Source organism: Paractinoplanes globisporus DSM 43857, assembly GCF_000379645.1.
GTDB lineage: Bacteria > Actinomycetota > Actinomycetes > Mycobacteriales > Micromonosporaceae > Actinoplanes > Actinoplanes globisporus.
Window position 1 is genome coordinate 38,400 of the sequence record NZ_KB903304.1, and the last position, 15,690, is coordinate 54,089.

Sequence of the window (15,690 nt, forward strand, 5' to 3'; positions counted from 1 at the left end):
CGCTAATCGACGGTGAGTACCGCGTTGCCGCGTATTTCCCGCGCCACCAGCGCGCGTACTAGCTCGGGTGTCTTGCGCCAGCTCTCGACGCGGCCGATCTCGGCGTGCAGGCGGCCGGCGGCGACGAGCCGGACCAGCGTGGCAAGGTCCTCGCCGTCCGGGATGTCGCTGTCCACGTAGCTGAACTTGCGCAGCGTCGCGCTCGCGCCGCCGCGCCAGTCGAAGAAGTCCATCGTGGGCGGTGTCCGGCTCGCCTGGCCGAACCACAGGAACAGCCCGCGCGGGTGCAGCCGCGAGAAAGCGGCCGGGAAGGTGGACCCGCCGACGGATTCGGCGACCACGTCGAAGGACCCTTCGGCCTTCTCCACGTCGTCGACCAGTTCCGTGGCTCCCCGCTCGATCAGCCGCCGGCCCCGCTGCGGCGTGGAAACGACCGCCGTGACGAGTGCGCCCTGGCCGGCGGCCAGCTCGGTGAAGTAGTGGCCGACACCGCCGGAGGCCCCGGTCAGCAGAATCCGGCGGCCCGCCAGCGGTCCGAGCGCGCGGATCATCCGCAGGGCGGTCAGCCCGGCCAGCGGCAGGGCGGCGGCCGTCGTGGTCGTCACGGTGTCCGGGAGAACGGCGACCTTGCCGACCGGCACCGCCACCTCCTGCGCCCAGCCGCCCTGCTCCGGGTGCGCGACCACGCGCCGGCCGACCTCCGGGCCGCCGTCGACGGCGGCCCGGACGACCGTACCGGCGACATCCTTGCCCGGTCGCCAGGCCGGCGGTGGCGCCTCCAGCAGGAACGTCTCGCCTCGATTGATCGAGTACGCCTCGACGGAGACGACGACCTCGTCCGGCGACGGTCGTGGGCGATCGACCTCGGCCATGACGATCGGCTCGGCGCCACGCCGTCCGGGTATCCATGCGTGCATGTCGAATTCCTGTTGTCCGGGCCGCTTTCAGCGCTTGTCGGCGGCGAGCTGCCGTCTCGCCCATTGGACGACGGCGCCGCGCATCTGATCGAGACCCGATCGGCAATCGCAGCGATCAGGATCAGCGATCGGTAGCTGAAGGTGACAGCCGACCATCGCGTCAGCCCTGCTCGACCGGGTAGATCTCGTCGGCCACGAGTCCGTGCGCGGCGCGGTGGACCGCGTGCGCCGCCTCGGCGTTCGGGGCCTCGACGAGACAGAAGACCTTGCCCGCGGGAGCGTCGACCCAGTAGTTGAGGTAGCGCACGCCGTGCTCGCCCTGGATCTTGAGGTCCTCGGCGTGAGCTGTGGCAACGGCGGCGGCGGTGGCGCCGTCGGGCAACGAGTTGTGGACGTCCATGTACAGCGGCATGGCGTGTTTCCCTTCTCCGATCCCGTCGCGGCTCTCGCGGCGGTGTGGCCACGCTATGAGCGGCACCGTTCTCAAACCGTTCCCAGATCGAGTGGCTGCCCGGCCGTCCTCACCGGCGCTATCGTGCGGGCATGGGCCGGTGCATGGTGCGAGTGCTCGGCGGCTTCGAGGTCGTCGTCGACGGCCGGCCGGTGCCGGCGGACGCGTGGCGCAGCCGCAGGGCGGCCGATCTGGTCAAGGTTCTGGCCCTCGCGCCGTCACACACGCTGCATCGCGAGCAGGTGATGGAGTTGCTGTGGCCGGAGCTGGGTGCGGAAGCGGCGGGTGCGAACCTGCGAAAGGCGGTTCACTACGCGCGGCGGGCGATGAGGGCGGACGACGCGATCCACTCCGAGGCGGCGGTCTTGTCGCTGTGGCCCGGCCAGGTCGACATCGACGCGGACGTCTTCGGTGCCGCCGCTGAGGCCGCGCTCGCCGCGCGGGATGCGGCCGCTTGTGCCCGCGCCGCCGAGCTCTATCACGGCGATCCCGTTCCGGGCGACCGGTACGAGGCCTGGGCCGGCGAGCCGCGGCAGCGGCTGCGGGAGCGGCATCTCGCGACGCTCAAGGGCGCGGGCGACTGGCCGAAGGTGGTCGCCCTGGACCCGACCGACGAGCAGGCCCACCGTGAGCTGATGCGCGAGCACCTGGCCGGCGGGCGCCGACGCGAGGCCATCCGCCAGTTCGAACGGCTCCGGGACGCGCTGCGCGAGTACGTCGGGGTCGGGCCGGACCGTGCCACCATCGCGGTGTACGAACAGGTGCTGGCGGCCGAGGGGGAGCAGCCGCCGGAACCCGCGCAGCGGGCCGCGGTGCTGATCGCGACCGGCCTGGTGCAGTTGAACCGGCAGGACTTCGCCGAGGCGGAACGGCTGGCCCGGCAGGCTCGCGATCTGGCCGTCGACGCCGGGCTGGCCCACGAGCTCGGGGATGCGAGCACCCTGCTCGCGCTGGTCGCGTCGTTCACCGGTCGCTGGCACCAGGTGTTCCGGGAGGAGTTCACCGCATCGTTGCGCCACCGCGACGAGCTGACCATGGCCGCCTTTGACGGGCACCTGTGTTTCGCCGAGTACCACCTGTCCGGCGCCGTGCCGGCCCCGGATGCCGAGAAGTACGCGCGTGAGCTGCTGGCACTGGCCGACGAGTCGGCGTCGAAACCGGGTCGCGGCGTAGCCCGGCTCATGCTGGGCGAGGCGTTGCTCGGCGCCGGCCGCTACGACGAGGCTCGCGACCACTTGACGCGAGCGCTGCGCGACAACGCGGCGGCCGGCGGGACCTCGGGCTGTTGCCTGAGCCTGGAGCGTCTCGCCCAGCTCGAGACCGCGGCCGGCCGGCCCGACCTCGCCGCTGCCCTCCTCGACCAGGGGCGCTCGACCGTCCAGGATTCCCGGTTGCGGTCTCATCTCCTGGTGCGCCTGCTCGGCGTCGCGGTGGAGGCCGCGACCGACCCACCTGCCGCCCGCATCGCCCTGACCGCAGCCGAGCGCGCGCTCGCCGACACCACGGTCGTGTGCGAGCCGTGTTCCATCAACTACCGCGTCCAGGCCACCATCACCGCCGCCCGCACGGGCGAGCTGCTGCGGGCAGGTCGACACCTGGCCGACGCCGAACGAATCGCCGGGCTCTGGCAGGGCGGACGATGGCCGGCGGCCATCTGGGAGGCGCGCGCCGCACTGCGCCGCGCCGAGAACCAACCGGCCCAGGCCGCGGCCATGCTGCACGAAGCCGCATCGGCCTACGCCGCCGCCGGCCGCCCGGCCGATGAGCGCCGCTGCCGCGCCGCCGCCGATTCGATGCGAGCTGGTGAAGGTGCCGCCGGCTGACGCGGCGGGTCGCTGACCAGGAGCAGGGCGAGGCCGGGGACGAAGGGGTGGGACGGCGCCGCCAGCACGCGGCGCCGTCCCGGCGTGGTGCTAGTGCCTGAGCACGGCTCCGGTCTTTTCGTCCAGGAGCAGCGGGTGGGTGTTCGGGTGCTGCCGGAAGTCGAGCATGTTGTTCAGGGTTCCGGCTCGGATGTCGAACGAGTGGTCGCCGACCCGGCCCAGGCCCCAGTTGTCCTCGATGAACTTCAGGACCGAGGTCTGGTCGGTCAGCGTGTGGTCGACGTGGTTGGTCCTGGCCCACGGGCTGATCACCAGCAGCGGGGTGCGCGGGCCGTAGCCGCAGCGGTCGGCGTAGCCGCCGGAGGCCTGGGCCTTGCCGCACAGCGCGGACTGGTCGTTGGCCGGGTCGGAGGAGCCGTTGACGACCTTCGCCGTCACGTGGTCGTACCAGCCGTCGGAGTCGTCGTACGCGATGACCACGGCGGTGGACTTCCACTGCGGCGACTTCTGCAGCTCGTTGATGGTGTGCACCAGGAACGTCTGCTCGTCGAGCGGGTCGGAGTAGCCCGCGTGACCGTCCTGGTACTCGCCCGCCTTGATGTAGCTGACCGCCGGAAGGTTGTTCGCCTTCACCGCGGCGTCGAAGTCGGACAGGTCGTAGTTGTGGTTGGCCCGGTCGGTGTGGCCGATCGCCTTGACCGAGGTCGGGGCCAGGTGCTTCGGGTTGCTCGTGGACTTGTAGTACGCGAACGGGTTGTGGTGCGGGCTGTAGTCGACGGCCGCGTTCCCGCCGACGTTGTTGTGGGTCGCGCCGCAGACCGCGTAGCCGCCGGCGGTGCCGGTGGGCCGGAAACCGCCCTGGAACCAGCCCCAGGTGACGCCGTTGCGGTTCAGCATGTCGCCGATGTTCTGGCCGGTCATCACCGCGAGCGGCGAGGTGGCCGTGTGGTTCTTGTCGGAGCAGTCGTCGAACGCGGGGTCCGGGTCGTTGATGACCGTGCCCACGCCGTTGGCGTCCGGCGAGGCGACCGTGTACGCGTCGGTCGTCTTCTTCCCGGTCACCGAGTCGACGGCGTACACGCCGTGGGTCTGCCCGGAGACCAGGTTGAGAGCGCCGGGCGTGGAGGGCCCGTAGTTCGTGTCGTACGAGTTGTCGTTGAGCGAGTAGTGCTGGGCGTAGTTCCACAGACCGGTGACGGTGTTGCCGTCGTAGTAGTCCATGACCAGCCCGGGCTCACCGAAGATCACCGGAGCGCCCGTGCAGGTGTCGTGGTTGGTGAACTCGACGAACTTGTCGGCCTTGCCGCCGTCGTACGCCTGCTGCTCATGCCCGTAGCCGTGGTCCTGGTCGCAGGTCAGCGCCTGGTCGGGGCCGAGCCGGTCCGGGTTGTAGGCGTTCGGGTTCTTGGTCAGCAGCGTGTGGCTGAGCCCGTTGACCTTCGGCGTGTTCTTGGCGGCGTGGAACGGGGTGCCGTCGGTGTTGGCCGCCTCCGGGTACGTGCCGAAGTAGTGGTCGAACGAGATGTTCTCGTCGAAGATCACCACCACGTGGTCGATCGCGGTGCGGGACCGCGCCACCCGGGTCGGACGGTGCTGGGGGGCGTGTCCCCACCAGTGCCCGGTGCCGGAGGCCCAGGCCGGCGCGCCGGCGCCGACGATCAGCGCGGCGGCGACGACCACCGAGCCGATCTTGGTCTTGCGGTTCCAGGAGAGGGGTTTGAACCCCATGCTTGCCTCCCTGTCGCGTGAACGGTTTGCGACAGGAACTCTTCTCCGCGGCTTACGCCGATCATCGCCAAGCGCGGGACGGTCGGCGAAAGTCTGTATGAAGCAGTGATGACTTAGGTTAGGCTGAGCAACCCGGATCCGAAGTAGTCGGTCGCGTCCCGCACTCCCCGCAGGACCAGGAAGTATCCGCCGCCGACCGGCTGGATGTAGTCGACGAGCGGCTCCCCCGCGAGCCGCCGCTGGATCTCGGCGAACTGCTTGTCCGGGTCCTGTTGGAAGCAGACGAAGACCAGTCCCATGTCGAGGTCGCCGACCTCGTCCACGCCACTGTCGTAGTTGTACGGCCGGCGCAGGATCCGGCTGGGCTCGCTGGCCGGCGTACGCGGGTTGGCCCGCCGGATGTGGCTGGTCAGCGGGATCGCCTCGCCCACCGGGTCTTCCGCGAACTTGGGGACGTCGGTCTCGTGGTCGCCGTCGAGCGGCGCGCCCGAGTCGCGGCGGCGGCCGAACATCCGCTCCTGCTCGACGATGCCGACCCGGTCCCAGAACTCGACCAGCATCCGGATCACCCGCACCACCATGTACGTCCCACCGGCCTCCCACGAGGAGGCCGGCAGCCAGACGAACCGGTCCATCTCGGCCCGATCGTCGACGTGCAGGTTCGACGTACCGTCCTTGAAGCCCAGCAGGTTGCGCGGCGTGCCGGACGGCCGCGGCGGCGCGATGAACCCGTCGGCCCGCCAGCGGATCTGCATGCCGCCGCGGGTGTGCCGGGCGATGTCGCGCAGCGCGTGCACCACGGTGTCCCGGTTGTCGGCGCAGAGCTGGAGCATCAGGTCGCCGTGCGTGCGGGCCGGGTCCAGGTGGTCGTCGGGGAAGGCCGGCATCGCGGTGAGCGCCGGCGGCCGGTGCGCCGCGAGCCCGAACCGCCCGTCGAACAGGGACGCGCCGACACCGAGCGTCACGGTCAGGTTGTCGGCGGGCACGAGCGGACCGAGCACCCCGGAATCCGCCGGCGGCCCGGCGATACCGATCTCCGGAGGTACGCCGCCGGCGGTCAGGAAGCGCGCCCGCTCGGTGATCGTGCGGAACAGGTCCTCGAGGCCGGCCCGATCGGTGGCCAGCACGTCGAGGGCCACGTGGGTGGCGTGCGGCTGGGCCGGCGTGACGACCCCGGCCTGGTGGAGGCCGTGGAAGACCGGGCTCGGCGCGGACGCCGCGTGGCCGGGGCGTTCCAGGGCGGCCGTGACGGCGGCGCCGCTCGCGATGCCGACCGCGCCGGCGCCGAGTCCGCGCAGGAAGCCGCGCCGGCTGCTGTTCACTGTGTCCTCCTGACCTCGCCGATGGCGGCGATCGGGGCCAGGTCCTCGAGGAGCTGGCCGAGGGCGCCGTCGAGGCGTTCGTGGTCGGCCCGCGACAGCGCGCCGACCGGGGTCCAGCGGTCGCCGCGGTGCTGGGCGGCGACCAGCTTCCGCAGCGCGGTCACCTCGTCGTTCACGACCGGCCAGCGGGTGTAGCGCGGCCGCAGCTCGGGCGCGAGCGCGTCGAGGACCATCCGGGTGCCGTCCAGGTTGGCCGACATGATCGCCAGGCCGTCGCCGGCGCCCTGGTCGGCCGCGCCGGTCAGCTCGAACTGCAGGGTGTTCTCGAGGATCTCGTGGGCGCGCAGCGGCAGGTCGTTCGGGTCGGTTCGCGCGCGAGCGAAGTCGGTACGCAGGCTCGCCACATCGGATGCCAGAGCCTTGGCAACCGCGGACAGAAGAGGGAGCGACTCGCCGTGCCACAGGCCCCGCTCGATCCGGCGCAGCCCCGCGAAGGAACCGCTGCCGGGCAGGCCGTCGATCGCGTCGGCCGAGTCGCCGAAGGTGTCGTAGGCCGCGCCGAGCCGGCTGTAGGCCATCTGCGCGACCAGCCACGCGCGCTGGGCCCGGGCCCGGTCACCCGACGAGAGGGCCGTGCGCAGGGCGGTCACATCCGCGGCGAGGGTGGCCAGACCCGCCGAGACGTTGGCTCGGTACGCGGTCACGGCCGGCCCGAGGTCGACCTCGCTGACCGGGACGATCGGCGCGGCGCCGGTGGCCGGGCCGTCCTTGACCGTCACGACCGGGCCGGTCTCGGCGTCGCTGTCCTCGGGCAGGCAGGTGAACGCGTACGACCCGCGGGCGAACACGAGGTGGAACGGGCGGGTGGTGCCCGGCGCGAGGGACTCGATCTCCGCGTACACCCCGTGGGTGGCGGGGTCGACGAGCTCGACCTCCATGGTCACCGGTCCGACGTTGTGGACCTGGACGGTCTGGTCGCCGCCGTGCGGGGACTTCCAGCCGACGCCGCAGCTGCCGCGGCTCACCTCGACCGCCGCCGGGTCGGAGTGGTGGCCACAGGCGGTCAGGCCGGCCAGGGTCAGGGCCGCCACGGTCAGTAGTGCGGCGTGGGGCTTTGTCACAGCCGGAACCTTAGAACCGCCCGATCCGGAAAGCAGACGTCAGACAAAAGGGTTCACCAGGCGTTTCCCCGCAAAAAACCATCAGTGCCCGCGGAAGGCCTCCTCGAGCCACCACGACGGCCGGCCGGCGGCGACCTTGGCGTCCACGACCATCGGCGCCGTGCGCGGACCGGCCAGCCACTTCGCCACCGGACCCAGATCATCGGCGCCACGCACGGTGACCGCCTCGCAGCCGTAGCCCCGGGCGATCGCGGCGATGTCGGTCTCCGGGAAGACGACGGTGGACAGCGGATGCCCGCCCGGCCCGAAATGGTGCACCTCGGCGCCGTACGCGCTGTCGTTGTAGACCACGATCAGCATGCCCAGCCCGAGACGGCAAATCGTCTCGAGCTCGGCGATCGCCATGAGGAACCCGCCGTCCCCGCAGGCCGCCACCGGCAGCCGTCCCGGCGACGCGAGGGCGGCGCCCAGCGCGCTGGCCAGACCCAGCCCGATCGACTGGAACGCCTGCGTGAAGCAGAACCCGCGCTGGTCCGGCACCGAGAGGAACATCGACGGATATCCCATGAAATTTCCGGAGTCGACGGCGACCACCCGCGCGGAAGGGATCAGATCGTCCAGCGCGATCGTCAGCGTCCGCGGGTCGATGTGCAGCTCGTCCCCGTCGTCCTCGTAGGGCACATCACGCCATCGCCCGGAGGCACCCAGCCGAGCGAGCACCTCCGGTGACCGATACCCCGCGGCCGTTCCGGGCAGGGCGGACAGCACGGCCCGGGCGCACGAGCCCACGTCACCGACGATTCCCACGTCGACCCGGTGATGGCCACCGAGCGCGGACGGATCGAGGTCGACCTGCGCCACGATCGCCGCCGGCCCGATCAGCGCGCCGTGCCGCGTGGTCCACATGTTCAGCGACGATCCCCAGGCCACCACAACGTCGGCATCCGCGATCAGCGAGGCGGCGACCGGCGTCGCAAACCCGCCCGAAACGTCCAAGGCCCACGGATCCCCGACGAACAGCCCCTTGGCCGCGGCCGACGTCGCCACCAGCGCCCCGCACGCGGCGGCCAGCTCCAGCAGCTCATCGCGATGCCCGACGGCGCCACGCCCGGCGATGAACACCGGCCGCGCGGCCCCCGCCAGCAGCGACGCCAGCTCCATGACCGAAGGCGCCGGCAGCGCCGCAACAACCACCTCGGGGGGATCTACGAGAGATGCTTCCGCCGACTGCACATCCAAGGGCAGATTGAGTACGACGGTGCGCCGCTCCCCCACCGCAAGATGCCAGGCCGCGGCGGCGTCCTCGACCGCCGTCTCCGCGCCGCGAACGCGCACCGGCGAGGCACCGACCGCGATCGCCAGCGCGTCCTGGTCGACCCGGAAGTTCGAGCGGGGCGCCGTGGCCTCGGCCGCGAGCACCACCATCGGCGTACGGCTCTTGGCCGCCTCGGCCAGCCCGGTCATCGCGTTGGTCAGCCCGCACCCCTGATGCACCGTGACCAGGGCGGGCCGCCCGCTGACCCGGGCGAACGCGTCGGCCGCGGTGGCCGCCCCGCCCTCGTGCCGGGTCGCCACGAACCGTGCTCCCCCGGCCACCAGCGCGTTCGTCACGTGGAAGTTGCCGCTGCCCACCACACCGAAGACGTGGTCGGCGCCGAGCCGGGCCAGCGTCGCGCCGACAACGTCAGCCACCGAAAAGGAAGAAGCAGTCATCGCTCGACGAGGGCCAGCACTCGGGTCGGGCTGCCCGAGCCGCCCACGATCGGCAGCGGCGCCGCGAGCACGACCGCGCCGGTCGGCGGGAGCAGGCGCAGGTTCTGTAGCTGGGTGAGGCCGTACTTGCCGGCGCCGAGCACGAACGAGTGGCACGGGAACGGCGGGTCGAACGAGTGCGCCGTGCCGGCGTCGGTGCCGACCGTCTCGACCCCGACCCCGATCACCGGCGCCTCCTCGGCCAGCCACTTCGCGGCCTCGACCGAGATGCCGGGCGTGTGCGGGCCGGTCTCGTTCGCGTTCAGGAAGGCCTCCTGGTCGGCCGAGCGCGCGTCCCATCCCGTACGCAGAAGCAGCCACCCACCGGCCGGAAGCGGGCCGTGCGACAGCTCCCAATCGCGGAGATCGTCGATGGTCAGCAGGTAGTCGTGGTTGTCCGCGACCCGGTCGGACAGGTCGACGACCGCCGCCGGCGCGAACAGCCGCCGCGCCGGGATCTGCGAGACGTCGTCGCCGTCCTTCGCCGTGACCCAGTGGATCGGCGCGTCGAGGTGCGTGCCCGTGTGCTCGCCGGTGTGGATGTTGTTCCAGTACCAGGCCGGGCCGCGGTCGTCGTAGCGGCTGATCTCCTCGAGGCTGAACGTGATCGTGTCGGCGAACGGCGGGGGCAGCTTGAGGATCGGCGTCTCGCTCGAGAGCGGGGCCGTGAGGTCGATGACCTCGATCGTTCCGGAGTTGATCCCGGACACCAGTTCCGACAAGACGCTCATCGGCCCCTCCTCCATGACAGCGACACGGAGAGCCTAAGCGGCAAATCGACAGAACGGTCCCCCCGGCGTGACCAAAGACGGCAGTATGTCGCATGAGGACCGTCGAAAGGAGGCTCACGATGACCAGTTCCGTGGCGTCCGTGCCGGACAGCGCCTTTCTGCACGCCGCCGACGTGCCGGGCCAGATCAAGGGAATGCCGGAGCGGCTCGCCGACGGCGAGCGGTCGCTGCCGTCGTTCTGCGGCGCCGCGTACGACCAGAGCGACCGGCTCACCCTGCGGGCCACCTTCCGGCTGCTCTACAACAGCCCGGGCTCGCCGCCCGAGGCGACTCCGAAGGCCGAGATCTACCAGGACATCCTGGTCTACCGGGAGGCGGCGGCCGGGCCGTTCATGACGGCTCTGCGGGCGGCGGTGGCCGGGTGCGGGTCGCAGTCCGACGCCGCCGGCGTGCCGGTGGCCAACTTCCTGCGCGGCGAGCTCGGCGCCGGCGACGAGTCGGCCCTCATCGAGCAGCGACGGCCGGCCACCGATGACGCCGGCGACCCGCTCGACGACGGCTCCGAGCAGAGCATGTTCTGGGCCGTGGCCCGGGTCGGCGACGCCATCGCCTTCCTCGCGGTGATCGGCTGGGAGTGCAGCTCGGCCGATTTCGGCGACACGATCGCCCTCGGCCGGAAGGCGGCGGCGCGCCTGGCCGCCTGGCGAGCGAGCGCATAGCCGGCCGGCTGGGTCAGGTCTGGGTCAGGTCGCGCGAAGGACGCCGATCCGGGCGAGAAACGCGCCGACGGCGGCCTGGAACGCGGCCGGTTCTTCGGCGAAGGGGAAGTGTCCGGACTCGGCGAACTCGATCAGCTCCGCCGCGGGGATGCCCTCGGCCAGGATCCGGCCGGCGACCGGTGGGCACAACCAGTCGTACCGCCCGACGGCGACCAGGGTGGGCACGTCGATGTGGGCCAGCCGGGACCGCAGGTCGTAACCGGGCGCGAGGACGCCGAAGAAGTGCCGGGCGATCTCACCGCTGAAGGTGCTGAGCGGGAACAGCCGGCCGGGGATGTCGGGGTGCGCCGGTCCCGCGTACGCGGGTGCGACCTGTTCCTGGAACGCCCGCATGGTCTCCGGGGAGAAATCCCCGCCGAACATCCGCCCGGCGAGGGCGGCCGCGTCGGACGAGGTGCGCTCCGCGAGGCTGGGCGGAGGGTCGTCATCGGCGAGCGGCCGCAGCGTGGCGTTCGTGTCGCACAGGATCAGGGCACGGACCGTGCCGGGGTGGCGCAGGGCCAGGTGCAGCGCGACGAAACCTCCGGCGGAGTGCCCGAACACCACCGGCCGGGCGATACCGAGCCGGTCGCACAGCTCGGCGACGTCGTCGGCCATCCGCTCGAGCGTGCAGGTGGTCACCGGCGGACGCCCGGAGCGGCCCTGCCCGCGCAGGTCGAGGAAGACCATTTGACCGAGCGCGCTGAGGGCGCCGAGACCGGGCCGCAGGTAGCCCTGGTCGAAGCCGGGACCGCCGTGCAGGGCCACGATGGTCGGCCGTTCGGCCAGGCCGAGGCCGTCCACCTCGAGTTGCGCACCCTCGACGTCGAAATAGAGATCGACGCCATCCACGATCGTTCGCATCGGATTCTCCGATCCATTCGGCCCGCCGGCGGCGGGCGTGTCGGTTACCCGATGCGCGGGGCCGTTGGAAAGTTCGCGGTCCGGGCCGAGGATTTGGTCGTGGACGCTCGCCCCGACGACGGCGACCTGGTGCGGGCGGCCCTGGGCGGCGAGCCGGCCGCACTCGGGCTGCTGCTGGAACGGCATCGGGCCACCATGCGCGCGGTCGCCGTCAGCCTGCTCGGGTGGGGCCCGGACGCCGAGGACGCGGTGCAGGACGCGATGCTGGCGGCGTTGCGACGGATCGGCGATCTGCGCGACCCGGCGGCGGCCGGCGCGTGGCTGCGGGCGGTGACCCGCAACGAGTGCCGGGCCCGGCTGCGCCGGCGCCGGCTTGAGGCATCGGTGGCCGACCTCGACACCGTGCCCGCGATCGCCGATGGGCCCGAGCAGGTGGTGCAGGAGCACGCCCTGCGCGACTGGCTGTGGTCGGCGCTGGACTCGCTCCCGGAGCCATTGCAGCTGACCGTGCTTTTGCGGTACTTCACCGAGGCCCGCTCGTACGCGCAGATCGCGGCGGCGTGTGAGGTTCCGGTCGGTACCGTTCGCAGCCGGCTGCACGAGGCGCGGCGTCGCCTGACCGGACGACTGCTCGCCGAGCCCGCCGGGGCCGGGACGGACTTCGGCGCGCTCACCGCCCGGCGTCGCCGCGACGCGCAGGACCTGCTGACCTGCGCCCCGCTCGGTGAATTCCGCCGGGCTCTGGCCGACCTGGCAGTGCCCGGCCTGCGGCTCATCGGCCCGCAGGGGCAGCGGTTCCACGGGCACGAGCCGCTCGTACAGATCATGGAGAGCGACCTGCTCGCGGGCGTGCGCCAGCGCATGGCCGCGGTGACCGCCGGCCGGCGAGTGACCATCCTGGAGTGCGACCTGCTCAGCCCGGCCTGGGATCCGGAGCACTGCCCACCGGGTGTGTTGTGGCTGATGCGGTTGTCCGGCGGCCGCATCGAACAGATCAGGCTGTTCCACCCGGTCGAGGCGGGTCAGACGGCGGCGGGGAGGTTGGCTGAGCTGAAGGCGCGGCCGTCGTCGGTGACGACGGCCGAGTCGTAGCCGTCGGTGGCCAGTTTCGCGAGCCAGGTGAGGCCGGCCTCGCCCATGGCGAGCGCGGCCGTCGCGTACGCGTCGGCCAGCGTCAGGTCGGGACCGACCACCGTTACCGAGCGCAGCCCGCGGGCCGGCTGGCCGGTGCGCGGGTTGATCACGTGGTGGCCGCGCTCGTAGGTGCCGGAGGTGGCGATCGCGCCGTCGGTCAGCGCCAGCACCCAGCTGACCTTGTCGGCCTCCCACGGGTGCCGGATGCCGACCCGCCACGGGCCGCCGTCGGGGTGATGGCCGCGCATGCGGATGTCGCCGCCGGCGTTGATGTAGTGGTTGACCGAGCCGGCCGCGGCCAGCCGGGCCGAGGCGACCTCGACCGACCAGCCCTTCACGTAACCGGACGGGTCGAGCGGGCCGCCCGCGTACGCGTCGAAGTAGCCGTCGGTGTCCCGCCAGAGGTCGGCGCAGGCGTTCAGCACGTGGCGCAGGTCGTCGGAGCAGTCGGCCAGGGTCAGCTCGCCGCGGCGCATGCGGCTGACCTCGCTGTCCTCTTTGTAGGTCGAGAAGCGCGCGTCGACCTCGTGCAGCCACCGGCACACGTCGTCGATCAGGGCCCGGAGCTCCGGCCCGGGGCGGTCGTCGGCCAGCTCGATGCTGACGGCCGTACCCATGACCTGCTCGACGTGGCGCACGCAGCGACCCTACGCCTTGGCCGAATCCAATGCCGCCTGCAAGGACTCCTGGTACGACTGGCTGGTGTAGGTGGCTCCGGAGACCGCGGCGACCTTCGCGCTCTGCGCCTGGAGGGTCTCCTGCTTGAGCTTCGGGATCGCCACCGGGTTGATCGTGGCGCTGTTGCCGGTGAGCGGGTACGTGGCGTCGACCGCCGTGATCTTCCCGTCCGAGATCTTCACGGTGACCTGCACGGTGCCGTACGGGTTGGTCGAGCCCTTGCCCTTGAAGGTGCCGTCCTTGAGTCCGGACTTGTTCTGGGCCGGAGCGGTCGTTTTCTTGCCCGCGGGTTTCTTCGCCGCGGCGGAGCCGGACGGCTTCGGCGTCGACGGGTTGTCGACCAGATCGACCGGGGACTGTGCGGCGGCGGGCGGCGCCGGCGGCTGGACACTCAGGCGCACCCCCACGATGAGGGCGGCGCCCGTGAGAGTGCCCACGGCGGCTGCGGTACTACGTCGCATCTTTCCTCCGAAATTCGGAAATGTCCGAAAGGTTAGAACTCGAACGGGTCGAGATGCAGCTGGCTGTCGGGGACATCGAGCTCGCGGAGCGTGTCGACGGCCGCCTCGACCAGCCCGGGCGGGCCGCAGAGGTAGACGTCCCGGCGCGACACGTCCGGCACCAGCCCGAGCAGGCCGCTCGGCGTGAACAGCCGCCGCGGCCCCGGGTCGTTGCGCGACCCGACGATGTACCGGACCCAGGCGTCCCGCCGCTCGGCCAGCTCCTCCAGCTCGCCCCGGAAGACCAGCTCGTCCGGCCGCGAGGCGCGGTAGATGACGATCGTGTCCGGGGGCATGTCCTCGAGCAGGGCCCGGATCGGCGCGATACCGCTACCGCCGGCGATCAACAAAGCCCTTCGACGCGTACGCCGTTGAGCCGTGAAGACGCCGAAGGGCCCCTCGGCCCAGATCGGCGTGCCCGGCTTCATCAGGCCCAGGCGCTGGGTGTGCCCGCCGACCGCGGTCACGGTCAGCCGCAGCCACTCCGAGTTCGGCGCGGCCGACAGCGAGAACGGGTGCGACTGCCACCAGCCGTTGCGGGTCAAGAAGCGCCAGCGCATGAACTGGCCGGCCTGGGCCGGGAGCTTCTGCAGGTTCTTGCCGTCGATGTAGATCGAGAACGTGTTGGTGGCGCCCTCGGCCACGACCTCGGCGACCTCGAAGCGGTGCCGGAGGTTCAGCCAGAGCGGCTCGATCAGGCGGCCCCAGACCAGGGCCGAGATCACCAGAGCGGTCAGCGCCGGCCAGAACACCGAGGCGAACTTGCCGCTCAGGTCGGCGCCGTTGGCGACCTGGTGGCCGTACCCGAGCAGCAGGACCAGGTACCCGGTGAGGTGGATCAGGTGCCAGAGCTCGTACGGCAGCTTGTTCCGCGCGGCCCGGATCGAGATCAGGCTGATCACCACGAGGATGACCGTCGCCGCGACCGCCTTGAGCATGTCGGGGAACGTCGTGGCGATCGTCCACGCCTGGTCGACGACGCCCGACTTCGCGGTGAGGGCGTAGCCGTACGTGATGAAGACGATGTGGGCCAGCACCGAGACCACCAGCGTGGTGCCCAGCCAGCGGTGCCAGCGCAGCAGGTCGCGCGCGCCGACCCACTCCTCGAGCCAGGAGACCCGGCTCATCATGAGCAGCTGGATGAACAGGAGATAGCCGCCGATCAGGCCGGTGATGCGGCCCGCCGCGAGCATCGTCGTGGGGGTGTTGTTGATCGCGCCGGCCTGCGTGTCGAACAGCCAGAGCGAGACGCTGGTGGCCAGACCCGAGAAGAACAGCAGGATCGTGAGCAGGCGGTTGCCGCTGACGGCCTCGGCCGGGGGCCGGTCGTCGGGGATGGGCGGCTGGGCCGGGCCGGTGGCCTTCCAGCCGGTCGGGTCGGTCTGCGACTCGACGATGATGTCGCTGCGCCGGTACGGGTCGTCCGGCTCGAGCCGCTCGTCGACGTACGGCTGCTCGTCGATGTAGGAATCCCAGGTGGACGGGCGGCGGTCGTCGATCTCGGGAACCTGCCGCGCGTCCGAGGCGCGGTCGTCGTAGTCGTCGTGCCAGGGGTCGACGGGCTCGGGCATCCGCGGGTCCGACAACCGCGAATGACGTGCCTCCCGCACATCCCGTACATCCTCCTCATACCGGGCGTGCTGCTCGACCGGCGACGAATCGCGCGCGTCGCGCACCGGCGCGTCCCACGAGTCGTCCTCGTCCGGCATCGCGCGCAGGTCGGCGAAGAACTGCGCGTCCTCGTCGGCCTGCGCATAGCGCTGTTCACGAGAGGTCTGGAACATCGGCGGTCCTTGCGCCATCGTCCTTCACCCGTCCGGCAGTCGTCCTGCGGCGCCGTCCACCCCCTGCGGCCGGCGTGACGACCCGGTCTCGGGGAGCCGTCTGATGGAGATACGCAGCGGGCACGGG

At 71.7% G+C, this 15,690-nt stretch carries 14 protein-coding genes; 3 read left to right on the forward strand and 11 right to left on the reverse strand.

All coding sequences use genetic code 11. The annotated features are described in order from the left end of the window. Positions 1–2 precede the first annotated feature (2 nt). Positions 3–917, reverse strand: a complete 915-nt coding sequence (locus tag A3CQ_RS0118440; RefSeq protein WP_020512421.1) for a zinc-binding dehydrogenase — start codon at positions 915–917, stop codon at positions 3–5. 160 nt (positions 918–1,077) lie between these two features. Beyond that, the gene (locus A3CQ_RS0118445) at positions 1,078–1,329 is read right to left on the reverse strand and encodes a nickel-binding protein (RefSeq protein WP_020512422.1); all 252 of its coding nucleotides are present in this window, start codon (positions 1,327–1,329) and stop codon (positions 1,078–1,080) included. A gap of 131 nt (positions 1,330–1,460) precedes the next feature. Between A3CQ_RS0118445 and A3CQ_RS0118450 the strand changes: the two genes are divergently transcribed. Then, the gene (locus A3CQ_RS0118450; RefSeq protein ID WP_026205849.1) at positions 1,461–3,191 is read left to right on the forward strand and encodes an AfsR/SARP family transcriptional regulator; all 1,731 of its coding nucleotides are present in this window, start codon (positions 1,461–1,463) and stop codon (positions 3,189–3,191) included. Positions 3,192–3,281: 90 nt separating this feature from the next. On the opposite strand, the gene A3CQ_RS0118455 is transcribed toward A3CQ_RS0118450, so the two are convergent. The 5 genes from A3CQ_RS0118455 to A3CQ_RS0118475 form a co-directional block, all read right to left on the reverse strand. After that, positions 3,282–4,919 (reverse strand): phospholipase C, encoded by a 1,638-nt coding sequence (locus A3CQ_RS0118455; protein ID WP_020512424.1) that lies wholly within the window; start codon positions 4,917–4,919, stop codon positions 3,282–3,284. 113 nt (positions 4,920–5,032) lie between these two features. Further along, positions 5,033–6,241, reverse strand: a complete 1,209-nt coding sequence (efeB, locus tag A3CQ_RS0118460; RefSeq protein ID WP_020512425.1) for an iron uptake transporter deferrochelatase/peroxidase subunit — start codon at positions 6,239–6,241, stop codon at positions 5,033–5,035. Next, positions 6,238–7,362, reverse strand: a complete 1,125-nt coding sequence (locus tag A3CQ_RS0118465) for an EfeM/EfeO family lipoprotein (RefSeq protein ID WP_063713579.1) — start codon at positions 7,360–7,362, stop codon at positions 6,238–6,240. The genes efeB and A3CQ_RS0118465 overlap by 4 nt, the downstream gene beginning before the upstream one ends. 81 nt (positions 7,363–7,443) lie before the next feature. Then, positions 7,444–9,054: a thiamine pyrophosphate-binding protein gene (locus A3CQ_RS0118470; protein ID WP_020512427.1), complete on the reverse strand. Its 1,611-nt coding sequence runs from the start codon at positions 9,052–9,054 to the stop codon at positions 7,444–7,446. A 17-nt stretch (positions 9,055–9,071) separates the two neighbouring features. Continuing rightward, on the reverse strand, positions 9,072–9,845 hold the full coding sequence (locus A3CQ_RS0118475; RefSeq protein WP_020512428.1) for a cyclase family protein: 774 nt from the start codon (positions 9,843–9,845) through the stop codon (positions 9,072–9,074). Between the two features lie 119 nt (positions 9,846–9,964). Between A3CQ_RS0118475 and A3CQ_RS57540 the strand changes: the two genes are divergently transcribed. Beyond that, positions 9,965–10,564: a hypothetical protein gene (locus A3CQ_RS57540; RefSeq protein ID WP_026205852.1), complete on the forward strand. Its 600-nt coding sequence runs from the start codon at positions 9,965–9,967 to the stop codon at positions 10,562–10,564. A gap of 24 nt (positions 10,565–10,588) precedes the next feature. Here A3CQ_RS57540 and A3CQ_RS60905 read toward each other — a convergent pair whose 3' ends face one another. Further along, entirely contained in the window at positions 10,589–11,467 is an 879-nt protein-coding gene (locus A3CQ_RS60905) for an alpha/beta fold hydrolase (protein ID WP_020512430.1), read from the reverse strand. A gap of 99 nt (positions 11,468–11,566) precedes the next feature. Between A3CQ_RS60905 and A3CQ_RS60910 the strand changes: the two genes are divergently transcribed. Beyond that, positions 11,567–12,559: an RNA polymerase sigma factor gene (locus tag A3CQ_RS60910; protein WP_245577265.1), complete on the forward strand. Its 993-nt coding sequence runs from the start codon at positions 11,567–11,569 to the stop codon at positions 12,557–12,559. Here the strand turns inward: A3CQ_RS60910 and A3CQ_RS0118495 are convergent. Genes A3CQ_RS0118495 through A3CQ_RS0118505 form a run of 3 tightly spaced genes read right to left on the reverse strand, consistent with a single transcriptional unit; the run spans position 12,490 to position 15,563 of the window. Then, positions 12,490–13,218 (reverse strand): FAD:protein FMN transferase, encoded by a 729-nt coding sequence (locus A3CQ_RS0118495; protein ID WP_040432591.1) that lies wholly within the window; start codon positions 13,216–13,218, stop codon positions 12,490–12,492. The two genes, A3CQ_RS60910 and A3CQ_RS0118495, sit on opposite strands and share 70 nt — an antisense overlap. A gap of 30 nt (positions 13,219–13,248) precedes the next feature. After that, positions 13,249–13,716 carry an FMN-binding protein gene (locus A3CQ_RS0118500; protein WP_020512433.1) on the reverse strand — a complete coding sequence of 156 codons (468 nt, stop codon included), beginning with the start codon at positions 13,714–13,716 and terminating at the stop codon, positions 13,249–13,251. A 56-nt stretch (positions 13,717–13,772) separates the two neighbouring features. After that, complete coding sequence (locus A3CQ_RS0118505; protein ID WP_020512434.1) at positions 13,773–15,563, reverse strand: ferric reductase-like transmembrane domain-containing protein; 1,791 nt, start codon at positions 15,561–15,563, stop codon at positions 13,773–13,775. Positions 15,564–15,690 lie beyond the last annotated feature (127 nt).